Origin of the sequence: Streptomyces sp. NPDC047108 (genome assembly GCF_040643575.1) — a bacterium.
Classification (GTDB): Bacteria; Actinomycetota; Actinomycetes; order Streptomycetales; family Streptomycetaceae; genus Streptomyces.
Genome location: NZ_JBEYUP010000006.1, coordinates 115,077 through 137,757, shown reverse-complemented (window position 1 = coordinate 137,757; position 22,681 = coordinate 115,077). Strand labels below are relative to the sequence as shown.

General features: G+C 70.7%; 17 protein-coding genes. 14 read left to right on the top strand and 3 right to left on the bottom strand.

Annotation, left to right across the window (positions count from 1 at the left end):
* The gene (locus ABZ822_RS15330; protein ID WP_360852794.1) at positions 1–780 is read right to left on the bottom strand and encodes a maleylpyruvate isomerase family mycothiol-dependent enzyme; all 780 of its coding nucleotides are present in this window, start codon (positions 778–780) and stop codon (positions 1–3) included.
* 176 nt (positions 781–956) lie between these two features.
* On the opposite strand from ABZ822_RS15330, the gene uvrA reads away from it, so the two are divergent.
* On the top strand, positions 957–4,013 hold the full coding sequence (uvrA, locus tag ABZ822_RS15325) for an excinuclease ABC subunit UvrA (protein ID WP_360852791.1): 3,057 nt from the start codon (positions 957–959) through the stop codon (positions 4,011–4,013).
* 193 nt (positions 4,014–4,206) lie between these two features.
* On the opposite strand, the gene ABZ822_RS15320 is transcribed toward uvrA, so the two are convergent.
* A complete protein-coding gene (locus tag ABZ822_RS15320; protein WP_360852788.1) occupies positions 4,207–5,169 on the bottom strand; it encodes a carbohydrate kinase in 963 nt (320 codons plus the stop codon).
* Between the two features lie 220 nt (positions 5,170–5,389).
* On the opposite strand from ABZ822_RS15320, the gene ABZ822_RS15315 reads away from it, so the two are divergent.
* Both ABZ822_RS15315 and ABZ822_RS15310 read left to right on the top strand, forming a co-directional pair.
* Positions 5,390–6,505 (top strand): histidine kinase, encoded by a 1,116-nt coding sequence (locus ABZ822_RS15315; RefSeq protein ID WP_360852785.1) that lies wholly within the window; start codon positions 5,390–5,392, stop codon positions 6,503–6,505.
* Entirely contained in the window at positions 6,502–7,158 is a 657-nt protein-coding gene (locus ABZ822_RS15310) for a response regulator transcription factor (protein WP_360852782.1), read from the top strand. The genes ABZ822_RS15315 and ABZ822_RS15310 overlap by 4 nt, the downstream gene beginning before the upstream one ends.
* Positions 7,159–7,272: 114 nt before the next feature.
* On the opposite strand, the gene ABZ822_RS15305 is transcribed toward ABZ822_RS15310, so the two are convergent.
* Entirely contained in the window at positions 7,273–7,887 is a 615-nt protein-coding gene (locus ABZ822_RS15305) for a dihydrofolate reductase family protein (RefSeq protein ID WP_360852779.1), read from the bottom strand.
* A gap of 319 nt (positions 7,888–8,206) precedes the next feature.
* Here ABZ822_RS15305 and uvrC point away from each other — a divergent pair, with 319 nt between their 5' ends.
* From uvrC to pgi, 11 genes are all read left to right on the top strand, one after another.
* The gene (uvrC, locus tag ABZ822_RS15300) at positions 8,207–10,300 is read left to right on the top strand and encodes an excinuclease ABC subunit UvrC (protein WP_360852776.1); all 2,094 of its coding nucleotides are present in this window, start codon (positions 8,207–8,209) and stop codon (positions 10,298–10,300) included.
* Positions 10,297–11,229, top strand: a complete 933-nt coding sequence (gene rapZ, locus ABZ822_RS15295) for an RNase adapter RapZ (RefSeq protein WP_360852773.1) — start codon at positions 10,297–10,299, stop codon at positions 11,227–11,229. Before uvrC ends, rapZ begins: the two co-directional genes overlap by 4 nt.
* Entirely contained in the window at positions 11,226–12,338 is a 1,113-nt protein-coding gene (gene yvcK, locus ABZ822_RS15290) for a uridine diphosphate-N-acetylglucosamine-binding protein YvcK (RefSeq protein WP_360852770.1), read from the top strand. Before rapZ ends, yvcK begins: the two co-directional genes overlap by 4 nt.
* On the top strand, positions 12,329–13,318 hold the full coding sequence (whiA, locus tag ABZ822_RS15285; RefSeq protein WP_360852767.1) for a DNA-binding protein WhiA: 990 nt from the start codon (positions 12,329–12,331) through the stop codon (positions 13,316–13,318). The genes yvcK and whiA overlap by 10 nt, the downstream gene beginning before the upstream one ends.
* 177 nt (positions 13,319–13,495) lie before the next feature.
* Complete coding sequence (locus ABZ822_RS15280) at positions 13,496–16,441, top strand: M14 family zinc carboxypeptidase (RefSeq protein ID WP_360852764.1); 2,946 nt, start codon at positions 13,496–13,498, stop codon at positions 16,439–16,441.
* Positions 16,442–16,581: 140 nt separating this feature from the next.
* Positions 16,582–17,586 carry a type I glyceraldehyde-3-phosphate dehydrogenase gene (gap, locus tag ABZ822_RS15275; RefSeq protein WP_360852761.1) on the top strand — a complete coding sequence of 335 codons (1,005 nt, stop codon included), beginning with the start codon at positions 16,582–16,584 and terminating at the stop codon, positions 17,584–17,586.
* A gap of 100 nt (positions 17,587–17,686) precedes the next feature.
* On the top strand, positions 17,687–18,889 hold the full coding sequence (locus ABZ822_RS15270; RefSeq protein ID WP_360852758.1) for a phosphoglycerate kinase: 1,203 nt from the start codon (positions 17,687–17,689) through the stop codon (positions 18,887–18,889).
* 135 nt (positions 18,890–19,024) lie between these two features.
* On the top strand, positions 19,025–19,801 hold the full coding sequence (gene tpiA, locus ABZ822_RS15265) for a triose-phosphate isomerase (RefSeq protein ID WP_360852755.1): 777 nt from the start codon (positions 19,025–19,027) through the stop codon (positions 19,799–19,801).
* A 168-nt stretch (positions 19,802–19,969) separates the two neighbouring features.
* Entirely contained in the window at positions 19,970–20,206 is a 237-nt protein-coding gene (secG, locus tag ABZ822_RS15260) for a preprotein translocase subunit SecG (RefSeq protein WP_360852752.1), read from the top strand.
* 192 nt (positions 20,207–20,398) lie between these two features.
* Positions 20,399–20,734, top strand: coding sequence for an RNA polymerase-binding protein RbpA (locus tag ABZ822_RS15255; protein ID WP_079101126.1), 336 nt, complete (start codon positions 20,399–20,401; stop codon positions 20,732–20,734).
* A gap of 233 nt (positions 20,735–20,967) precedes the next feature.
* Positions 20,968–22,623: a glucose-6-phosphate isomerase gene (pgi, locus tag ABZ822_RS15250; RefSeq protein ID WP_360853347.1), complete on the top strand. Its 1,656-nt coding sequence runs from the start codon at positions 20,968–20,970 to the stop codon at positions 22,621–22,623.
* The last annotated feature ends 58 nt before the right edge of the window (positions 22,624–22,681 follow it).

Genomic DNA, 22,681 nt, shown 5'->3' with positions numbered 1-22,681 from the left:
TCAGCCTAGTGGGGGGAGGACGGGCAGCGGCGAGCCGCCCGTGTCGAGTCCGGTGCCGTCCGAACGGCCCGTGAGCCACCCGAGCAGGGCGACGGGGGAGCCGCCGACGACCGTCGCCTCTTCCGTAACACCGGCCTCGTCCGCCCCACCTGTCCCGGCTCCGCCTGCGACGACCCCGCCGCGGCCCGTACGCCAGGAACGGCCCTCGTCGGTGCGGATGACCAGGGCGGGGACATCGGCGCGTCCCGCGAAGCGCTCGCCCGCCACGTACTCCAGGTCGCGGTCGACGAAGGAGGCCGGCAGGTCGTCGACGGTGCAGCCGACGCCGAGGTCGACGTGGTGCAGTTCGACCTCGATCAGCCGGCGGAAGGGCACGCGGGCGGCGAGGTCGGTGACGCCGTTGCGCAGTTCGACGGTCCGCTGCCACATCTCGGAATGAAGCGAGGCCGCTTCGTCGTTGAAACGCTCGGCGCTGCCGGCCAGGTCCGCGAGATGGACGTCGAGCGGGCGGGGTGCGTCGCGCTCGATGTCCGCGGTGCGGCTCTCGGCGCTCGCGTACATCGGTACGTGCGTGGCGGTGCGGGCGGCGGTGAGGACGTTCAGCAGCGCGTCCGCGTTGCGGGCGACATGGGCGAGCACATGGCCGCGTGACCAGCCCTCGAGCCGGGAGGGCTCGCGGAGCGCGGCGTCGTCGAGTCCGCGCGCGGTGACGAGCAGGCGGTCGGTGGCCTCCCGTACGGCGGCCATGTCCTTGATGGGGTCGGTCCCATGATCGGTCATGGGCCGACGCTATCGCCGCCACACGTTCGGGTGAAGGAGGGCGATGGCGGGCTTAAATCGAATGTGCGTGCTATAGGCTCGTCCCGGCATCAGTAAGACATCGACGTGGCGTCCCCCATACGCTTGAGCGGGGGTGCGGCGCACCTCTGCTTCTCTCACGAAAGGTCCCGACCGGCGTGGCCGACCGTCTCATCGTCCGTGGCGCTCGCGAGCACAATCTGAAGAATGTGTCGCTCGACCTGCCCCGGGACTCCCTCATCGTCTTCACGGGCCTGTCGGGCTCCGGCAAGTCATCCCTCGCGTTCGACACGATCTTCGCCGAGGGACAGCGGCGGTACGTCGAGTCCCTCTCCTCGTACGCCCGGCAGTTCCTGGGCCAGATGGACAAGCCCGATGTGGACTTCATCGAGGGTCTGTCCCCCGCGGTCTCCATCGATCAGAAGTCGACCTCGCGCAACCCGCGCTCGACGGTCGGCACGATCACCGAGGTCTACGACTACCTCCGCCTCCTCTTCGCCCGTATCGGCAAGCCGCACTGCCCCGAGTGCGGCCGCCCGATCTCGCGGCAGTCGCCGCAGGCGATCGTCGACAAGGTGCTGGGCCTGGAGGAGGGCAGCCGCTTCCAGGTCCTCTCGCCGCTGGTGCGCGAGCGCAAGGGCGAGTTCGTCGACCTCTTCTCCGACCTCCAGACCAAGGGCTACAGCCGCGCGCGCGTCGACGGGACGACGATCCAGCTCTCCGACCCGCCGAAGCTGAAGAAGCAGGAGAAGCACACGATCGAGGTGGTCGTGGACCGCCTCACCGTGAAGGACAGCGCGAAGCGGCGGCTCACGGACTCCGTCGAGACCGCGCTCGGGCTCTCCGGCGGCATGGTCATCCTCGACTTCGTCGACCTCGACGAGGACGACCCGCAGCGCGAGCGAATGTTCTCCGAGCACCTGTACTGCCCGTACGACGACCTGTCGTTCGAGGAACTGGAGCCGCGGTCGTTCTCCTTCAACTCGCCCTTCGGCGCCTGCCCCGAGTGCACCGGCATCGGCACGCGTATGGAGGTCGACCCCGAGCTGATCGTCCCCGACCCGGAGAAGTCGCTCGACGAGGGCGCCATCCACCCCTGGTCGCACGGTCACACCAAGGACTACTTCTCCCGTCTCGTGGGCGCGCTCGCCGGAGAGCTCGGCTTCCGCACCGACATCCCCTGGGACGGGCTGCCGCAGCGCGCCCGGAAGGCCCTGCTGAACGGCCACCGCACACAGATCGAGGTGCGGTACCGCAACCGCTACGGGCGGGAGCGCGCGTACACCACCTCCTTCGAGGGCGCCGTGCCGTTCGTCAAGCGGCGTCACTCGGAGGCGGAGAGCGACAGCAGCCGTGAGCGCTTCGAGGGCTACATGCGCGAGGTGCCCTGCCCGACCTGTGAGGGCACGCGGCTCAAGCCCATCGTCCTGGCGGTCACCCTGCAGGGAAGGTCGATCGCCGAGGTCGCCGCGATGTCCATCAGCGACTGCGCCGACTTCCTGCGGGACATGAAGCTCTCGGCGCGGGAGAAGACCATCGCCGAGCGGGTCCTCAAGGAGGTCAACGAGCGGCTCCGCTTCCTCGTGGACGTCGGCCTCGACTATCTGTCGCTGAACCGCGCCGCAGGCACGCTCTCCGGCGGCGAGGCCCAGCGCATCCGGCTGGCCACGCAGATCGGCTCCGGCCTGGTCGGCGTTCTCTACGTGCTGGACGAGCCGTCGATCGGACTCCACCAGCGCGACAACCACCGCCTGATCGAGACCCTCGTCCGGCTGCGGGACCTCGGCAACACGCTGATCGTCGTCGAGCACGACGAGGACACCATCAAGACCTCGGACTGGGTGGTGGACATCGGCCCGGGTGCGGGCGAGCACGGCGGCAAGGTCGTGCACAGCGGGCCCCTGAAGGAGCTGCTGGACAACGAGAAGTCGGTGACCGGGCAGTATCTCGCCGGGAGGAAGGCGATCCCGACGCCGGACCTGCGGCGGCCGGTCAACGGCACGAAGCACCTCACGGTCCGCGGCGCCCGGGAGAACAACCTCCAGGACATCGATGTGTCCTTCCCGCTGGGCGTCTTCACCGCCGTGACCGGGGTGTCGGGCTCCGGCAAGTCGACGCTGGTCAACGACATCCTCTACACGCACCTGGCGCGCGAGCTGCAGGGCGCGAAGGGTGTGCCGGGCCGGCACACCCGGGTCGACGGGGACGACCTCGTCGACAAGGTGGTGCACGTCGACCAGTCGCCCATCGGCCGTACGCCGCGGTCCAACCCGGCCACGTACACCGGGGTCTTCGATCATGTCCGCAGGCTGTTCGCGGAGACGATGGAGGCGAAGGTGCGCGGCTATCTGCCGGGCCGCTTCTCCTTCAACGTCAAGGGCGGCCGCTGCGAGAACTGCTCCGGCGACGGCACCATCAAGATCGAGATGAACTTCCTCCCCGACGTGTACGTCCCGTGCGAGGTCTGCCACGGCGCGCGCTACAACCGGGAGACGCTGGAGGTCCACTACAAGGGCAAGTCCATCGCCGAGGTCCTGGACATGCCGATCGAGGAGGCGCTCGACTTCTTCGAGGCGGTGCCGACGATCTCGCGCCATCTGCGGACGCTCAACGAGGTCGGCCTCGGCTACGTCCGCCTCGGCCAGCCCGCACCGACGCTCTCCGGCGGTGAGGCGCAGCGGGTGAAGCTCGCCAGCGAGCTGCAGAAGCGCTCGACGGGCCGCACGGTCTATGTCCTGGACGAGCCCACGACCGGACTGCACTTCGAGGACATCAGCAAGCTGATCAACGTTCTCTCAGGGCTGGTCGACAAGGGCAACACGGTGATCGTCATCGAGCACAACCTCGATGTGATCAAGACGGCCGACTGGATCGTCGACATGGGGCCCGAGGGCGGCAGCGGCGGTGGCCTGGTCGTCGCCGAGGGCACGCCGGAGGAGGTCGCGGCGGTCCCGACGAGCCACACCGGCAAGTTCCTCCGGGACCTGCTGGGGGAGCGGGTGAGCGACGCGGTCCCGCAGCAGCGCTCTGCGAAGCCGAAGAAGGCGGCGGCGAAGAAGGTCTCGGCCGCGAAGGCGTCGACGTCCGGGACGAAGACGGTGAACGCGACCGCCACCGGGGAGAAGCGGGCCGCCACGAAGAAGACGGCCAAGACGGCCAAGACGGCCAAGACCGCCAAGCCGGCGAAGTCGTCGGCCCGCACGCGACACGCCTGAGGCGCCGCCCTTGACGTGGGCGCGCGGGCAGCAGGTGACGAGAGCCCGGCCACCGGCCGGGCTCTCGTCGGTTCTTCTGCGCGGGCCGGAGCGGTCTCCGCACCGGATCCGGCCGCCGGGGCGAGGAGCCCGACGGAACGCACCACGCTGCCTGTCCCGGGCGCGGCTCTCCGCACTTCCCCGGGCTACGGGGTCAGCCCAGCTCCGACGCGTACGGCGGCTCCGCGCCCGCGCGGGAGCAGGTGATCGCGGCCGCGCGTGCCGCGAAGCCGAGGATGTCCTTCCACTCGGCCTCGCCCAGGTCTCCGATCGCGCCGGGCGTGAACGCGTCGTGCGCGCCGAGCCGGTGGAGCAGCGCCGCGTTCACCGTGTCGCCCGCGCCGATGGTGTCGACCACGTCCACCTTCTCGCCCGGCACCGCGTACTCCTCGCCGTCGCGGGTCAGCACCCGGAGCCCTTCGCCCCCGTGCGTCAGCACGACCGCGGACGGTCCGGCCGCGAGCCACTCCCTCGGGGTGCCGCCGAGCCAGTCCGCGTCCTCCTCCGACAGCTTCAGCAGCGACGTGTGCGGCAGCCAGGAGAGGAACCGGGCCCGGTAGGCGTCCGCGTCGGGGATCAGGGAGGCGCGGATGTTGGGGTCGAGCGCCGTGAAGACCCCGCGCGCCGCCTCACGCCGCATCAGCTGCTCGTACGCGCCGGCGCCGGGCTCCAGCATGAGCGAGCAGGTGCCGAACGAGACCGCACGCGTCGACTCGGGCAGCGCACCCGGCAGGCCGAAGAGCCGGTCGGCCGTGCCCTCGACGTAGAAGCCGTAGCCCGCCGAACCGTCGGCGCCGATCGCGGCCACCGCCAGCGTCGTCGGCTCCTGGCCCCGCTGGACCAGGGAGACGTCGACCCCGTCGGCACTCAGACCGCCCAGCAGGGACTCACCGAACACATCCGTGGAGACGCGCGAGCAGAAGGCGACGGACGAACCGAGGCGGCCCAGGGCCACCGCTGTGTTGTAGGGGCCGCCGCCGCGGCGCGGCAGCAGCGCGGGCATGTCACCGCCCCCGTTCGCCGTGCCCGTCCCGCTCCCGGAATCCGCGACCGGGCTGTGCCCCGTCCCAGCGGCCGGGACCAGATCTATCAGCGCCTCTCCCGCAACGACGATCACCAGCCGGTCCTTTCTCTGCCGTCCGCCCTCTGCCTCTGCACCGTCCCGCAGCTCACCTGCGACGAGCGCGTGGCGTCGAGTCTGTCAGCAGGTAGGGTCGGGCCGCAGCACGGTCCCGACCTGTGAAACACGCTGGAGGGGCGACATCGCCATACGCCTTCCCGGAGCGCTGCGGGGAACGGCCTCCGCAGGCCCCCTCTGGTGGGAGAGCCGCCGCTCCATGCTGTTCGACGCCGCAGTGGCGCTGGGCTGTGTTCTCTCTCCGGGCGGGTTCGTCGTCCACGACCACCCCTGGGGCATCCCGCCCGGCGCCTCCCTCACCGTGGCGGTCGTGATGGGGCTCGCCACGCTCGTACGGCGCCACCGGCCCCTGCACCTGTGCGTGGCCGCCGTCCTGCTCATCCCCCTGGGGCTGGCCTCTCCCGTGCTGCCCGTGAGCCTGTACGCGCTGGCCAAGTACGGGCGCAGCCGCCGTAGCCTCCTGCTCGCCACGGCGGCCGCCGCCGCCGGCCTGGTCGCCACCGCGGTGCTCATCGGCCCGGGCGAGGACCTGCCGTTCGTGATGGTGGTCGCTCCCGGCCTCTACATCGCCGTACCGGTGCTGGCCGGTATGTACGCGGGAGCGCGCCGCCAGATGCTGGAGGGCCTGCGGGAGAAGGCGGAACGGCTGGAGCGCGAGCAGGTCCTCCTCGGCCGCCAGGCGCGCATGGAGGAGCGGACCCGTATCGCGCGGGAGATGCACGACGTCGTCGCCCACCGGGTGAGCCTGATGGTGATCCACTCCGGGGCCCTGGAGGTCTCGGTGAAGGACCGGAAGACCGTGCAGACCGCCGAACTCATCGGCGAGATCGGCCGCCAGGCCCTCGACGAACTGCGGCAGCTGCTGGGCGTGCTGCGCACCGCGGACGAGGACGAGGACGACGCACCGCGGAGCCCGCAGCCGACGCTGGAGGATCTGGCCGCGCTGGTGGAACAGTCGCGCGGCGCCGGTATGCGGATCGACCTGGAGCGGTCCGGCACCTGCCGCCCGCTGGACCTGACGGCGGAGCGCACCGTCTACCGGCTCGTGCAGGAGGCGCTGACGAACGTGCACAAGCACGCGGGCGGCGCGTCCGCCCGCGTCCACCTCCGCTACGCGGCCGACGCGCTCCACCTGACCGTGGAGAACGACGTGCCGGTGAAGCTCCCCGGCCCCCGCCTCCCCAGTGGGGGCAACGGCCTGGTGGGGCTGCGGGAACGCGTGACGGTCCTGGGCGGATCGTTCGAGGCCGGCCCCCGGGACGACGGCGGATTCCGGGTCTCCGCCGTGGTCCCCGTGAAAGGAACGCCGTCATGACGATCCGCCTGCTGCTCGCGGACGACGAGGACCTCGTGCGGACCGGTCTGGCCATGATCCTCAGGGCCGACCCGGACATCAGCCTGGTCGCGGAGGCCCGCAACGGATCCGAGGCGGTGCACCTGACCCGCGCCCACCGGCCCGACGTCGTCCTCATGGACATCCGGATGCCGGTCATGGACGGGCTCGCGGCGACCCGGGAGATCACCGGCCTCCCGGACGCGCCCAGGGTGGTCGTGCTCACGACGTTCGACATGGACGAGTACGTGCACGCCGCCCTGCAGGCCGGTGCGATGGGGTTCCTCCTGAAGAACACCCGCCCCCGCGACCTCACCCAGGCGGTCAAGACCGTCCACGACGGGGACGCGCTGCTCGCCCCCTCGGTCACCCGCCGCCTGATCTCGACGTTCGCGGCCCGCGAGACGTCGAGGGAGGCGGACGCGCGCAGCCGTACCGCGTCCCTGACCGAACGGGAGCGGGACGTGCTCCGTCTCGTCGGGGACGGCCGGTCCAACGCCGAGATCGGGGCCTCTCTGCATCTGAGTGAGGCGACGGTGAAGACGCACATGACGCGGCTGCTGGCCAAGCTGCGGTGCGCCAACCGCGTTCAGGCGGCGATCCTCGCGCACGACGCCGGGATGCTCGGGGCCTGAGACGGGGGCGGCGCTCCGGCTCGGGCCGCTGTGCGCCGGCGGGGGAAGGCGGGCCCTGGCGGTGACACGGAGCCGAACTGCCGCTCCCGGAGTCCCTGTTGGCCGCTCGCCCGGTCAGGCGTCGCGCCGGCCGTCTTTGACCCGGTAGCGCAGGTGCGTGACGCCGGTACCCTCCACCACCGTCGTGGGCCCCTCGAACTGCACCGGCGTGACGCCCAGTTCGCCGAACAGGGTCTTCCCGCCGCCCAGGACGACCGGCACCAGCTCGATGCCGACCTCGTCCAGCAGTCCCGCCTCCAGCGCCTGGCGGGCCATCTGCCCGCCGTTGACCACGACATTCTTGTCACCGGCCAGCTTTCGCGCCGTACTCACCGCCGCCTCGATGCCCTCGGTGACGAAGACGAAGTTCTCGTCGTCCTCCGGGCGGTCGTCAGGGCGCCGGTGGGTGAGCACGACCGTGGTCACGTCGATCGGGTGACGCCCGCCCCAGGCGTTGGTCATGTCGTAGAGGTACCGGCCGACGACCAGCGCACCCGTATCCCTCCACTCCGGCCTGATCAGTTCGGCGCTCGCGGCGGAGACGCGGATGGGCGGGACGTCCGGACTGGCCGACGGGATCTCGGCATCGCCGTTGCCGTACCACTGGAACAGCAGGTCGAAGCCGCTCTCCTTTGGCCCGGCGATGTAGCCGTCGAGGGACATCGTGGCGCCCGTGATGATCTTGCCCATCGGAGGTCTCCTTCGTCGTCTGCGGCTGTCGTGGGTACGTCGGAGCCAAGGCCGTACTTTCGACATCCTGCGCCAGGATTCCGTCCGCGGGCCGGACGAGCGCCGGCACGGCGGTGTGGTCGCGGCGGGGTCGGTCCCCGTCCCAGCCGATGCACTCGCGACTCGCCCCTCACACCCCCCGCGTCCCACCTCTTTCCCCGGAGCCCCGTCACCCACCCCGCGGCACCGCAGCGCCCCAGCACTCCAGCGCTCGGCCGGTGGTCTCTCAACGTCCGCCGCACGCGACCCGCTGTCACTCCGCGCCAGTAGGGTGAGTGACATGGCCGACCCCAGCACCTACCGACCCAAGCCGGGACAGATCCCCGACTCGCCGGGGGTCTACAGATTCCGCGACGAGCACCGGCGCGTGATCTACGTAGGGAAGGCGAAGAGCCTCCGCCAGCGGCTCTCCTCCTACTTCCAGGATCTCGCCGGGCTGCACCCGCGTACCCGCACCATGGTCACCACCGCCGCCTCGGTCGAGTGGACCGTCGTCTCGACCGAGGTCGAGGCGCTGCAGCTGGAGTACTCCTGGATCAAGGAGTTCGACCCGCGGTTCAACGTCAAGTACCGCGACGACAAGAGCTATCCGTCCCTCGCCGTCACCCTCAGCGAGGAGTTCCCCCGGGTCCAGGTGATGCGCGGACCCAAGCGGAAGGGCGTGCGCTACTTCGGCCCGTACGCCCACGCCTGGGCGATCCGCGAGACGGTCGACCTGATGCTGCGGGTGTTCCCCGTACGCACCTGTTCCGCCGGGGTGTTCAAGCGCTCGGCGCAGATCGGCCGCCCCTGCCTCCTCGGGTACATCGGCAAGTGCTCGGCGCCCTGCGTCGGCCGGGTCACCCCCGACGAGCACCGCGAACTGGCCGAGGAGTTCTGCGACTTCATGGCCGGCCGCACCGGAACGTATCTGCGCCGCCTGGAGAAGCAGATGCACGAGGCCTCCGAGGAGATGGAGTACGAGAAGGCGGCCAGGCTCCGGGACGACACGGAGGCCCTGCGCCGCGCGATGGAGAAGAACGCCGTCGTGCTCGCCGACGCCACCGACGCCGACCTGATCGCGGTCGCCGAGGACGAACTCGAGGCCGCCGTCCAGATCTTCCACGTCCGCGGCGGCCGGGTGCGCGGCCAGCGCGGCTGGGTCACCGACAAGGTGGAGGCCGTCGACACGGCGGGGCTCGTCGAGCACGCCCTCCAGCAGCTCTACGGCGAGGAGACCGGCGAGGGCGTTCCCCGCGAGGTACTGGTCCCCGCTCTCCCCGACCCGGTCGAGCCCGTCGCGCAGTGGCTCGCCGAGCACCGCGGATCAGGCGTCAGCCTGCGCATCCCGCAGCGCGGCGACAAGAAGGACCTGATGGAGACGGTCCAGCGCAACGCCCAGCAGGCGCTCGGGCTGCACAAGACCAAGCGCGCATCGGACCTGACCACCCGCTCCCGCGCGCTGGAGGAGATCACCGAGGCACTGGAGCTGGACTCGGCGCCCCTGCGCATCGAGTGCTACGACATCTCCCACCTGCAGGGCCAGGACGTGGTGGGCTCCATGGTGGTCTTCGAGGACGGCCTGGCCCGCAAGAGCGAGTACCGCCGCTTCCAGATCAAGGGCCGTGTCGGGGACGAGCAGGTCTGGCACGGCGAGGGCCAGGACGACGTACGGTCCATGCACGAGGTCGTCAGCCGGCGGTTCCGCCGCTATCTGCTGGAGAAGCAGAAGACGGGGGAGTGGGACGAGGAGCCGGGCGGCGAGGTCGGCCCGGACACCGACGGCGTGCCCGGCGGTCCCGTGGACCCGGAGACCGGCAGGCCGCGCCGGTTCGCCTACCCTCCGCAGCTCGTGGTCGTCGACGGAGGAAAGCCGCAGGTCATGGCGGCGCAGCGAGCCCTGGACGAGCTGGGGATCGACGACGTGGCCGTCTGCGGTCTCGCCAAGCGGCTGGAAGAGGTCTGGCTGCCCGGCCAGGACGACCCCGTGGTCCTTCCGCGGACGAGCGAAGGGCTCTACCTTCTGCAGCGGATCCGGGACGAGGCGCACCGGTTCGCCATCGCCTACCAGCGCGGCAAGCGCGGGAAGCGGATGAAGGCCGGACCGCTGGACTCCGTCCCGGGTCTCGGCGAGTCCCGCCGCCAGGCGCTGCTCAAGCACTTCGGATCGCTGAAGCGTCTGCGCGCGGCGACCGTCGAGGAGATCTGCGAGGTGCCCGGAGTCGGGCGGAAGACGGCGCTGACGATCGTGGCGGCCCTGGCCGGCGCGGCACCCGGCGCGCCCGCGGTGAACACCGCGACAGGAGAGATCATTGAAGATGAGAGCGCGGACGGGATCGCGGCCCCCGCGTCCGCCGCGTCCTCGTCCTCATCCGAACAGGGGCAGGACAGATGACCGGCATCGACGGAGACGGAGCACAGGTGAGTACGGGCACGACGGCCGAGGGCGGCGCCGAGGCGGCGGCCATCCCCGAGCTGGTGATCATCTCCGGCATGTCCGGCGCGGGCCGCAGCACCGCCGCCAAGTGCCTGGAGGACCTGGGCTGGTTCGTGGTCGACAACCTGCCCCCCGCGCTCATCCCGACCATGGTGGACCTCGGGGCCCGCTCGCAGGGCAATGTCGCCCGTATCGCGGTCGTCGTGGACGTCCGCGGCCGCCGGTTCTTCGACAATCTCCGGGAGTCGCTGGCCTCCCTGGACTCCAAGAGCGTCAAGCGCCGGGTGATCTTCCTCGAGGCGTCGGACGAGGCGCTGGTGCGGCGCTTCGAGTCCGTGCGCCGCCCGCACCCCCTCCAGGGTTCGGGCCGCATCGTCGACGGCATCGCTGCTGAGCGCGAACTCCTGCGCGAGCTGCGCGGCGACGCCGACATCGTGATCGACACCTCCAGCCTCAACGTCCATGAGCTGCGCGCCAAGCTGGACGCCCAGTTCGCGGGCGAGGAGGAGCCGGAGCTGCGCGCCACGGTGATGTCGTTCGGCTACAAGTACGGCCTGCCCGTGGACGCCGACCTCGTCGTCGACTGCCGGTTCCTGCCCAACCCGCACTGGGTCCCGGAGCTGCGGCCCTTCACGGGCCTGAGCGCCGAGGTCTCCGGTTACGTCTTCAACCAGCCCGGCGCCAAGGAGTTCCTGGACCGTTACGCCGAGCTGCTGCAGCTCATCGCCGCCGGCTACCGCCGCGAGGGCAAGCGGTACGTGACCATCGCCGTCGGCTGTACGGGCGGCAAGCACCGCAGCGTCGCCATGTCCGAGAAGCTGGCCACGCGCCTCGCCGCCGAGGGCGTGGAGACCGTCATCGTCCACCGCGACATGGGGCGCGAGTGACGCCCGGCAGGCCCTCGCGGCTGGGCCGCGTACGGAGGCTGGTCCCCGAGCGCAGGGCGGACGGCACCAGCCGTGCCCCGGCCCGTACGCCCGCACGCACGTTCCGCAAGCGCGGCGCGCAGCCCAAGGTCGTCGCGCTCGGCGGTGGCCAGGGGCTGTCCGCCTCGCTCGCCGCGCTGCGCCGCATCACCGGCGATCTGACGGCCGTCGTCACCGTCGCGGACGACGGCGGCTCGAGCGGCAGGCTCCGCGACGAACTGGGCGTCCTGCCACCGGGTGATTTGCGCAAGGCGCTGGCCGCGCTGTGCGGGGACGACGAGTGGGGCCAGACGTGGGCCAGGGTCGTCCAGCACCGCTTCGCGAGCGAAGGCGATCTGCACGGACACGCCGTCGGCAATCTGCTGATCGTCGCCCTGTGGGAGCAGCTCGGCGACCACGTCAGGGCGTTGGAGTGGGTGGGCCGGCTGCTCGGCGCGCACGGCAGGGTGCTGCCGATGTCGGCCGTGCCGCTGGAGCTGCAGGCGCTGGTCCGCGGCCACGACCCGGCGTTCCCCGAGGAGGTGTCGACCGTACGGGGCCAGGCGACGGTGGCGTTGACGCGCGGTGAGGTCCAGTCCGTCCATCTCGTGCCGAACGACCCACCCGCCGTGCCCGAGGCGGTCGAGGCGGTCCTCGACGCGGACTGGGTGATCCTCGGTCCCGGCTCCTGGTTCTCGTCCGTGATCCCCCATCTGCTGGTGCCCGGGCTCCTCGACGCGCTCACCGAGACGAAGGCCCGGCGGGTGCTGTCGCTGAACCTCGCGCCGCAACCCGGCGAAACCGCGGGCTTCTCCCCGCAGCGTCATTTGGAGGTTTTGGCCCGACACGCCCCTAAACTCGCCTTCGACGTGGTGCTGGCCGACGAGGCCGCCGTCCCCGACCGGGACAGCCTGATCGAGGCCGCCGAGCGGCTGGGCGGGACGGTCGAGCTGGCTCCGGTGGCCTCGGCCCAGGGCGTCTCCCAGGCCGACGGCTCCGGGGGAAGCTCTCCGAGGCACGATCCGGAGCTGCTGGCGGCCGCGTACGACCGTATTTTTCGGATGCATGGAAGGATCGGCCCATGGCGATGACGGCAGCGGTGAAGGATGAAATCTCCCGGCTCCCCGTCACCCGTACCTGCTGCCGGAAGTCGGAGGTCTCGTCGATCCTGCGGTTCGCGGGTGGACTGCACCTGGTCAGCGGCAGGATCGTGATCGAGGCCGAACTGGACACGGGCATCGCGGCCCGGCGGCTGCGCAAGGACATTCTCGAGATCTTCGGACACGCGTCCGACCTGGTGGTGATGGCGCCCGGCGGGTTGCGCCGCGGCAGCCGCTACGTGGTGCGGGTCGTGGCCGGCGGTGACCAACTGGCGCGGCAGACCGGCCTGGTGGACGGCCGCGGCCGCCCGATCCGCGGCCTCCCCCCGCAGGTCGTCTCCGGCGCGACGTGTGACGCGGAGGCCGCGTGGCGCGGTGCGTTCCTCGCGCACGGCTCCCTCACCGAGCCCGGCCGGTCCTCCTCGCTGGAGGTCACCTGCCCGGGACCGGAGGCGGCGCTGGCACTGGTGGGTGCGGCGCGCCGGCTCGGGATCGCCGCGAAGGCGCGCGAAGTACGCGGTGTGGACCGGGTGGTGGTCCGGGACGGTGACGCGATCGGCGCGCTGTTGACGCGCCTCGGGGCGCACGAGTCCGTCCTGGCGTGGGAGGAGCGGCGGATGCGCCGCGAGGTGCGCGCCACGGCCAACCGTCTGGCCAACTTCGACGACGCCAACCTGCGCCGCTCGGCGCGTGCGGCCGTCGCCGCCGGGGCCCGCGTGCAGCGCGCGCTGGAGATCCTCGCCGATGACGTGCCGGAGCACCTGGCCGCCGCGGGGCGGCTGCGGATGGAGCACAAGCAGGCGTCGCTGGAGGAGTTGGGGGCGCTGGCCGACCCGCCGCTCACCAAGGACGCCGTGGCGGGCCGTATCCGCCGGCTGCTCGCGATGGCCGACAAGCGCGCCCAGGACCTCGGGATCCCGGGCACCGAGTCGAACCTCACGGAGGAGATGGCCGACGGCATGGTCGGCTGACGCCGGCTCGGATCACGAGCTCACTTGGCGGGCCGGGGACGGCGGTTGTCGTCCCCGGCCCGTTCGATGTTCGTGGTGGGGACCGTGGTACCGGCCCTATTGACATGATCATGTGGCGTCACAAGTCTGTCGTCCGCTCACGCACTCGCGCGTGGCGGACAACAGCAAGGGGGGCTCATGAGACGCAGAGCGAGACCGATCCTCGCAGCGGTTTCACTGCTGCTCGGTGGACTGGCGGCGGCACCCGCCGCCCAGGCGGATCCCGGCACCGGCGGCGGCGACGCGCTCACCGCATGGACCGCCGAGGTCACCAAGGCAGAGATACCGCTCCTCCTCGAGGCCGGCGCCGACGGCCACGAACTGGGCGAACGGGCACCGGACAAGGGCACCACCGAGGTCGAACTCTTCCTCACCGGCCGGCAGGCCAAGAAGCTCAGGAGCCAGGGGGTCGACCTCACCGAACGCTCCCTCTCCGAGCGGGCCGAGAAGCGGCTCGCGGCCGCGGGCGACGGCGTGTTCCGCCCGTACAGCGGCGGGACAGGCATCGCGGCGGAGATCCGCGAGACCGCCCGGAAGCATCCCTCCCTCACCAAGGTCGTCAGCATCGGCAGGACGGTGAACGGCCAGGACATCCTCGCCCTGAAGGTCACCAAGGGCGCGGACCGCACCCGCGACGGCGCCAAGCCGTCGGTGCTGTACGCCTCCAACCAGCACGCCCGAGAGTGGATCACGCCGGAGATGACGCGGCGGCTGATGCACCACTACCTCGACGGCTACGGAACCGACCGCCGTATCAAGAAGATCGTCGATTCCACCGAACTCTGGTTCGTCATCTCCGCGAACCCCGACGGCTACGACTTCACCTTCACCCCCGGCAACCGCCTCTGGCGCAAGAACCTCCGCGACAACAACGGCGACGGGAAGATCGCCCCCGGCGACGGCGTCGACCTCAACCGCAACTTCGCCTACAAGTGGGGCTACGACAACGAGGGTTCCTCGCCCGACCCCGCCGACGAGACCTTCCGCGGCACCGCGCCCATGTCCGAACCCGAGACCAAGGCGCTCGACCGCTTCGAGAAGCGCATCGGCTTCGAGTACGGCATCAACTACCACTCCGCCGCCGAACTGCTGCTCTACGGCGTGGGCTGGCAGGTCGCCACCCCGACCCCCGACGACGTCCTCTACAAGGCGCTCGCGGGCACGCCCGAGAACTCCGCGATACCCGGCTACCGCCCGCAGGTCTCCTCCGAGCTGTACACCACCAACGGCGAGGCCGACGGTCACGCGGCCAACGTCAACGGGATGATGATGTTCACCCCGGAGATGTCGACCTGCTCCACGGCCTCCCGCGTCGACCCGAACGACGCCTGGAACCCCGCCGACTGCGAATCCGGCTTCAACTTCCCCGACGACGAGAAGCTGATCCAGCAGGAGTTCGCCAAGAACGTCCCCTTCGCGCTCGCCGTCGCCGAGAGCGCCGCGCACCCGGACCGGCCCTCCTCCCCGGTCGGCATCGACGCCCCGGACTTCACGCCCGACACCTTCACGACCTCCTACGCGCGCGGCGCCGACCAGGAGGTGTCCGTCACCGCTCGCAGCAGCGTGCGCGACAAGAAGCTCAACTACCGCATCGACGGCGGCGTCAAGCACACGGAGCGGCTCAAGGCCTGGAAGGGCGGCGAGACCTACGGCGGCGAGGACAACATCCGCTTCGACCAGTACCGGGCGGAGGTGGAGAACGCAGACCCGGGCGAGAAGGTCCAGGTCTGGTTCACCGGCCGCACCGCGAGCGGCAAGCGCACGGCGAGCGAGCCGTTCACGTACACGGTCGCCGAACGGCCCCGCGCCGACACCCTGGTCATCGCCGAGGAGGGCGGCACCGCGCCCGCCCGCCACGCCGGCGCCTACACCGACGCACTGGCGGCCAACCACCGCAAGTCCCTCGTCTGGGACGTCGCCGAGCGGGGCGCGCCGCACGCCCTCGGCGTCCTGAGCCACTTCCGCACCGTGCTCTGGTACACCGGCGCCTCGGAGCCCGGCGGTGCGACCCTCCTCGCGGTGCGCGACTACCTCAACGAGGGCGGCAAGCTCGTCAACGCCGGTGAGAAGGCGGGCGGCAGCTCGCGCGTCGGCCGGGCCGCCACCGACGACTTCAGCCAGTACTACCTCGGCTCCGGGGGCCGGATCGCGCTCAAGAGCCCGCCGGACTTCGCGGGCACCGGGAAGCTCGGCGGCGCGAAGGCCGGGCTCGGTGACGCGGCGGGCAATCCGCTGGACGGCGCGGGCGCGTACACCGTCATCTCCGACGAGCTGCCCCCGGCGGACTTCCCGCAGTTCAGCAGCGCGGCCGCGGGCGACTACCCGGGCGTACGGACCCCGTTCCAGCCGTACGAGGGTGACTGGTTCGCCGCGGCGAGGCACACCGACAACTCGTGGATGCGGCTGAGCCGCACCGTGGACCTGACCGGGACGCAGGCGTCGGCGAAGCCCAGCCTTGCGTTCATGCTCAGCCATGACACCGAGGGCGACTACGACAACGTGGTCGTGGAGGCACACACGGTCGGCAAGGACGACTGGACCACGCTGCCCGACGCCCGAGGCGGCACCGCGACCGACGTCCCGGCCGAGTGCTCCGAGGGCTTCTACGTCCGCGCCCACCCCTTCCTCGAGCACTACCTCACCGTCGGCGACGACGCGTGCACCGCCGAGGGCACCACCGGGCGCTGGAACCGCTTCACCGGCGCCTCCGACGGCTGGCAGCCCGTCGCCTTCGACCTCAGCGGCTACGCGGGCGAGAAGGTCGAGTTGTCCGTCTCCTACATCACCGACCCGGGCACCGGCGGCCGCGGCGTTTTCGTCGACGACACCCGGCTCGTCACAGCAGGTGCCGCCGAGGGCGACGGAGGGTTCGAGACCGAGCTCGGCCCGTGGGCCGCTTCCGGGCCGCCCGCGGGCAGCCCAGCGGGCGGCGCCGACTGGGCCAGGTCGCAGGAGCTGTTCCACTCATCGGCCGCCGTAACCACGCGCGACACCGTGCTTCTCGGGTTCGGACTGGAGCACGTACGAGGGGAGAAGGAGCGGTCCGACCTGGTGAGAGCGGCACTGCGCGCGCTGCGCCGCTGACCCCGGAATCCCGGCCCGTGTCCCCGGCCGCCCGATGTCACCCCGCGCCTCCGAGAGGGGTAGGGTCGTGGGTGGTCGGGGACTTCCCTATACAGCTCGCCGGAGTGTGCACACCGGCGTACCAACGAGGAGATCGGTTCGTGACGATCCGCGTAGGAATCAACGGCTTTGGCCGTATCGGCCGCAACTACTTCCGGGCGCTCCTGGAGCAGGGTGCCGACATCGAGATCGTCGGTGTCAACGACCTGACCGACAACGCCACCCTGGTTCACCTGCTGAAGTACGACTCGATCCTCGGTCGTCTCCAGCAGGACGTCAGCCACACCGACGACACCATCACGGTGGGTAACCAGACCTTCAAGACGATGGCGGAGCGCGACCCCGCTCAGCTCCCGTGGGGGGAGCTGGGCGCCGACGTCGTCATCGAGTCCACGGGCATCTTCACCAAGCGCGACGACGCCGCGAAGCACCTCGCCGCCGGGGCGAAGAAGGTCCTGATCTCCGCGCCCGCCAAGGACGAGGACATCACGATCGTCATGGGCGTCAACCACGACAAGTACGACGCCGCGAAGCACCACGTGATCTCCAACGCCTCCTGCACCACCAACTGTGTGGCGCCGATGGCGAAGGTCCTCGACGAGAGCTTCGGCATCGTCAAGGGCATGATGACGACGGTCCACGCCTACACCAACGACCAGCGCATCCTGGACTTCCCGCACAAGGACCTGCGCCGCGCCCGCGCCGCCGCGGAGAACATCATTCCGACCTCCACCGGTGCCGCCAAGGCCACCGCGCTGGTCCTCCCGCAGCTCAAGGGCAAGCTGGACGGCATCGCGATGCGCGTCCCGGTCCCGACCGGCTCGGTCACCGACCTCGTCCTCGAGCTCGACCGCGAGGTCACCAAGGACGAGATCAACTCCGCCTTCCAGAAGGCGGCCGAGGGCCAGCTCAAGGGCATCCTGGACTACACCGAGGACGCGATCGTCTCCTCGGACATCGTCAACTGGCCGGCCTCCTGCACCTTCGACTCGCAGCTCACGATGGTCCAGGGCAAGCAGGTCAAGGTCGTCGGCTGGTACGACAACGAGTGGGGCTACTCCAACCGCCTGGTGGACCTCACCACCTTCGTCGGCGGCAAGCTCTGATCGCTGCCAGCGGCACCGAGATGTAAGGGACAGGGCTCGAATGACGCGAGGACGCGTCGTCCGGGCCCTGTCCTGTTGATGAAGACGACACGGAGTCCCCATGAAGACGATCGACGACCTCCAGGTCAGCGGCAAGCGGGTGTTCGTCCGCGCCGACCTGAACGTGCCGCTGGACGGCACCACCATCACCGACGACGGCCGGATCCGCGCCGTCCTGCCGACCATCGCGGGGCTCGCCGACGCGGGTGCCCGGGTGATCGTCGCCTCCCACCTCGGCCGTCCCAAGGGCGCCCCGGACCCGCAGTTCTCGCTCGCACCGGCCGCCAAGCGCCTGGCCGAACTCCTCGGCAAGGGCGTCGCGTTCGCCACCGACACCGTCGGTGAGTCGGCCCGCTCGACCGTCGCCGGACTGGCGGACGGCCAGGTCGCGCTGCTGGAGAACCTGCGCTTCAACGCCGGTGAGACCGCCAAGGACGACGCCGAGCGCGGTGCCTTCGCCGACCGGCTCGCCGGCCTGGCCGACCTGTACGTGGGTGACGGCTTCGGCGCCGTCCACCGCAAGCACGCCTCGGTCTTCGACCTCCCGGCCCGCCTCCCGCACGCCGCGGGGCTCCTCATCGCCGCCGAGGTGGAGGTGCTGAAGAAGCTCACCGAGGACGTACAGCGCCCGTACGCCGTGGTGCTCGGCGGCGCCAAGGTCTCCGACAAGCTCGGGGTCATCGACCACCTGCTGGAGAAGGCCGACCGCATCCTCATCGGCGGCGGCATGGCGTACACCTTCCTCAAGGCCCAGGGCCACGAGGTCGGCACGTCCCTGCTCCAGGAGGACCAGGTCCCGGCCGTGCAGGCGTATCTGCGGCGGGCCGAGGAGCTCGGCGTGGAATTCGTGCTCCCCGTCGACGTCCTGGCCGCGGGCGAGTTCCCGGACCTGAAGACCAAGGCACCGGCGAACCCGAAGGCCGTCCCCGCGGACGGCATCCCGGCCGACCAGCAGGGCCTGGACATCGGCCCCGAGTCCCGCAAGCTGTACGCGGGCAAGCTCGCCGACGCCGCGACCGTCTTCTGGAACGGCCCGATGGGCGTCTTCGAGCACCCCGACTACGCCGACGGCACCCGGGCCGTCGCCCAGGCCCTGATCGACAGCCCGGCCTTCACCGTCGTCGGCGGCGGCGACTCGGCTGCCGCCGTACGCATCCTGGGCTTCGACGAGAACGCCTTCGGCCACATTTCGACCGGCGGCGGCGCGAGCCTCGAGTACCTCGAGGGCAAGACGCTCCCCGGACTCGCCGCACTGGAGGACTGACCCTCCCGTGATGCGCGACGCGCGCGCGGCCGCAGGGCCGCAGTCCCACACCCATCCCGCACCTCTGCGCCGCGCGGGCGGAGACGGGGGTACCTCCCGGGCGAACGCCCCGGCAGCGAATCCAGAAGGAGGGGCATGAGCTCCCGCACCCCGCTGATGGCCGGCAACTGGAAGATGAACCTCAACCACCTCGAGGCCATCGCACACGTCCAGAAGCTCGCCTTCGCTCTGAGTGACAAGGACTACGAGGCCGTCGACGTGGCCGTCCTGCCGCCCTTCACCGACCTGCGCTCGGTGCAGACCCTGGTCGACGGCGACAAGCTGAAGATCGCCTACGGTGCGCAGGACCTGTCCGCGCACGACTCCGGCGCGTACACCGGCGAGATCGCCGGCCCGATGCTGTCCAAGCTCAAGTGCACCTACGTCACCATCGGTCACTCCGAGCGGCGGCAGTACCACGGCGAGGACGAGGAGATCGTCAACGGCAAGGTCAAGGCCGCGTTCCGCAACGGCCTGACCCCGATCCTCTGCATCGGCGAGGGCCTGGACGTCCGCAAGGCGGGCAACCAGGTCGCGCACACCCTCGCGCAGCTCGACGGCGCCCTGAAGGACGTCCCGGCCGAGCAGGCCGCGACGATCGTTGTCGCCTACGAGCCGGTGTGGGCGATCGGCACCGGCGAGGTGGCCACGCCCGAGGACGCCCAGGAGGTCTGCGGGGCGATCCGCGGCCGTCTGGCCGAGCTGTACAGCCAGGACGTGGCCGACGCGGTCCGGATCCAGTACGGCGGCTCGGTGAAGTCCGGGAACGTCGCGGCGATCATGGCGCAGCCGGACGTGGACGGCGCCCTGATCGGCGGGGCCTCGCTGGACGTCGACGAGTTCGTCAAGATCGTCCGGTTCCGCGACCAGTAGGCTGACCAGCGAGTGGGCCACAGGGCCTCCTCCGTCGTACCCTGTCGGGGGTCGGGTGGTGCGGACCGCGAGGTCCCGTGCCCGGCCCCCGGCTCCGTCGCCGTACCGTCCCGAAGCCGAGTCCCAGTCCGAATCAAGCCCGAGTTTTCCGAGAGAGTTGGTCCAGCCGTGATTGTTGGGTTCTCGATCGCCCTCATCGTCTTCAGCCTGCTGATGATGCTGCTGGTGCTGATGCACAAGGGGAAGGGCGGCGGTCTCTCCGACATGTTCGGTGGCGGCATGCAGTCGTCCGTCGGTGGTTCCTCGGTCGCTGAGCGCAACCTCGACCGGATCACCGTCGTGGTCGGTTTGCTGTGGTTTGCCTGCATTGTCGCCCTCGGTCTGCTCATGAAGGCGAACAGCTGACCTCAGCCGTCCGTACCCCGTCTCCCGGCGGGCGCGGCCTATCATGAGGTCGGCGTTCCGGGGGAATGTGCGGGGGGCGGGTGTAACTCCTGTCACTGGACGCGCGTTGGGCCTTACGTAGACTGGGGCGCCTCGGGCAGCGGAGCTGCCGACCGAAGCTTTGCGGCACCATGACGCAGGGGAGATACGACCGTGGCAAGTGGCAACGCGATCCGTGGAAGCCGGGTCGGAGCGGGGCCGATGGGTGAGGCCGAGCGGGGCGAGTCCGCGCCGCGTCTCCGCATCTCCTTCTGGTGCTCGAACGGGCACGAGACGGTGCCCAGCTTCGCAAGCGATGCGCAGATCCCCGAGACCTGGGACTGCCCCCGCTGCGGCTTCCCCGCCGGCAAGGACCGGGACAACCCGCCGGACCCGCCGCGCACCGAGCCGTACAAGACGCACCTCGCGTACGTACGGGAGCGGCGCAGTGACGCCGACGGCGAGGCCATCCTCGCCGAGGCGCTCGCCAAGCTCCGCGGCGAGATCTGAACGCCGCATTCCGGCTCCGCGGCACCGCCGCGGCACCATGACCCACGGCCCGGCAGGGCAGCCGCTCAAGGCTGCCCGGCCGGGCCTCTTTGCCGCCCCTCGGCCGCCCCTCGGCCGCCCCGGACCGGCGCGGCCGGACCTGTGCGGTCCCTCCTCACCTCCGTCGGTGTCATCGATTAGGTTGGGGCGGCAGCGGGGGCTACGCACGAGAACGAAGTGGGCTGATGTCCGAGATGAACGCAGAAGGCCGTACCAGGCTCGACCGGATGCCCGAGTGGACCGCGCTCGCCGAGCACCGTGAGCGCCAGGGGGAGGTGTCGCTGCGTCAGCTCTTCGCCGGTGAACCGGGCCGCGGCGAGCGCTACTCCCTCCAGGTGGGCGACCTGTATCTCGACTACTCCAAGCACCTGGTGACGGACGAGACCCTCGCGCTGCTGAGGGATCTGGCGGCGGCGACCGGCGTGGCCGAACTGCGGGACGCCATGTTCCGCGGCGAGAAGATCAACATCACCGAGAACCGCGCCGTGCTGCACACCGCCCTGCGTGCCCCGCGCGACGCGGTGGTCGAGGTCGACGGCGAGAACGTGGTCCCCCGCGTGCACGCCGTGCTGGACAAGATGGCGAGCTTCGCCGAGTCCGTCCGCTCGGGCAAGTGGGTCGGCTCGACGGGCGTACGGATCCGCAATGTCGTCAACATCGGTATCGGCGGCTCGGATCTGGGCCCGGCGATGGCCTACGAGGCCCTGCGCCCCTTCACCGACCGCTCCCTGACGTTCCGTTTCGTCTCCAACGTCGACGGCGCGGATCTGCACGAGGCCGTACGCGACCTGGACCCGGCCGAGACGCTGTTCATCGTCGCGTCCAAGACCTTCACCACCATCGAGACGGTCACCAACGCCACGTCCGCCCGCTCCTGGCTCCTCGACGGTCTGAAGGCCGAAGGGGATTCCGCGGTGCCCTTCCACTTCGTCGCGCTCTCCACGAACGGGCCGGAGGTGAAGAAGTTCGGCATCGACCCGGAGAACATGTTCGAGTTCTGGGACTGGGTCGGCGGCCGCTACTCGTTCGACTCGGCCATCGGGCTCTCCCTGATGATCGCCATCGGCCCGGAGCGCTTCCGTGAACTGCTCGACGGGTTCCACCGGATGGACGAGCACTTCCGCACCGCCCCGCCCGAGGCCAACGCCCCGCTGCTGATGGGCCTGCTGGGCATCTGGTATGGCGACTTCCACGACGCGCAGTCGCACGCCGTCCTCCCGTACAGCCATTACCTGTCGAAGTTCACCGCCTATCTCCAGCAGCTCGACATGGAGTCCAACGGCAAGTCCGTGGACCGGCAGGGCCGGCCGGTGGACTGGCAGACCGGTCCGGTCGTCTGGGGCACGCCCGGCACCAACGGGCAGCACGCGTACTACCAGTTGCTGCACCAGGGCACCGAGCTCATCCCGGCCGACCTCATCGGCTTCGTCCGGCCGGTCGAGGAGCTGTCGCCCGAACTCGCCGCCCAGCACGATCTGTTGATGGCCAACCTGTTCGCCCAGGGGCAGGCGTTCGCGTTCGGCAAGACCCCCGAGGAGGTCCGGGCCGAGGGCACCGCCGAGGAGCTGGTGGCGCACCGCACCTTCCCCGGCAACCGCCCGACGACCACCATTCTGGCGAAGGAGCTGAGCCCGTCCGTACTGGGCCAGCTCATCGCGCTGTACGAGCACAAGGTGTTCGTACAGGGCGCGGTGTGGAACATCAACTCCTTCGACCAGTGGGGCGTCGAACTCGGCAAGGTGCTCGCCAAGCGCATCGAACCGGTGCTCACCCAGGGCACCGGCGCCGACTCCCTCGACAGCTCGACGGCCGCGCTCGTGGCCACCTACCGCGCGCTGCGCGGCCGTTAGGCCGCAGCCGCTCGCAACTCGCAAGCCAACGCGCAGGACGGCCCCCGCACCGGCGTGC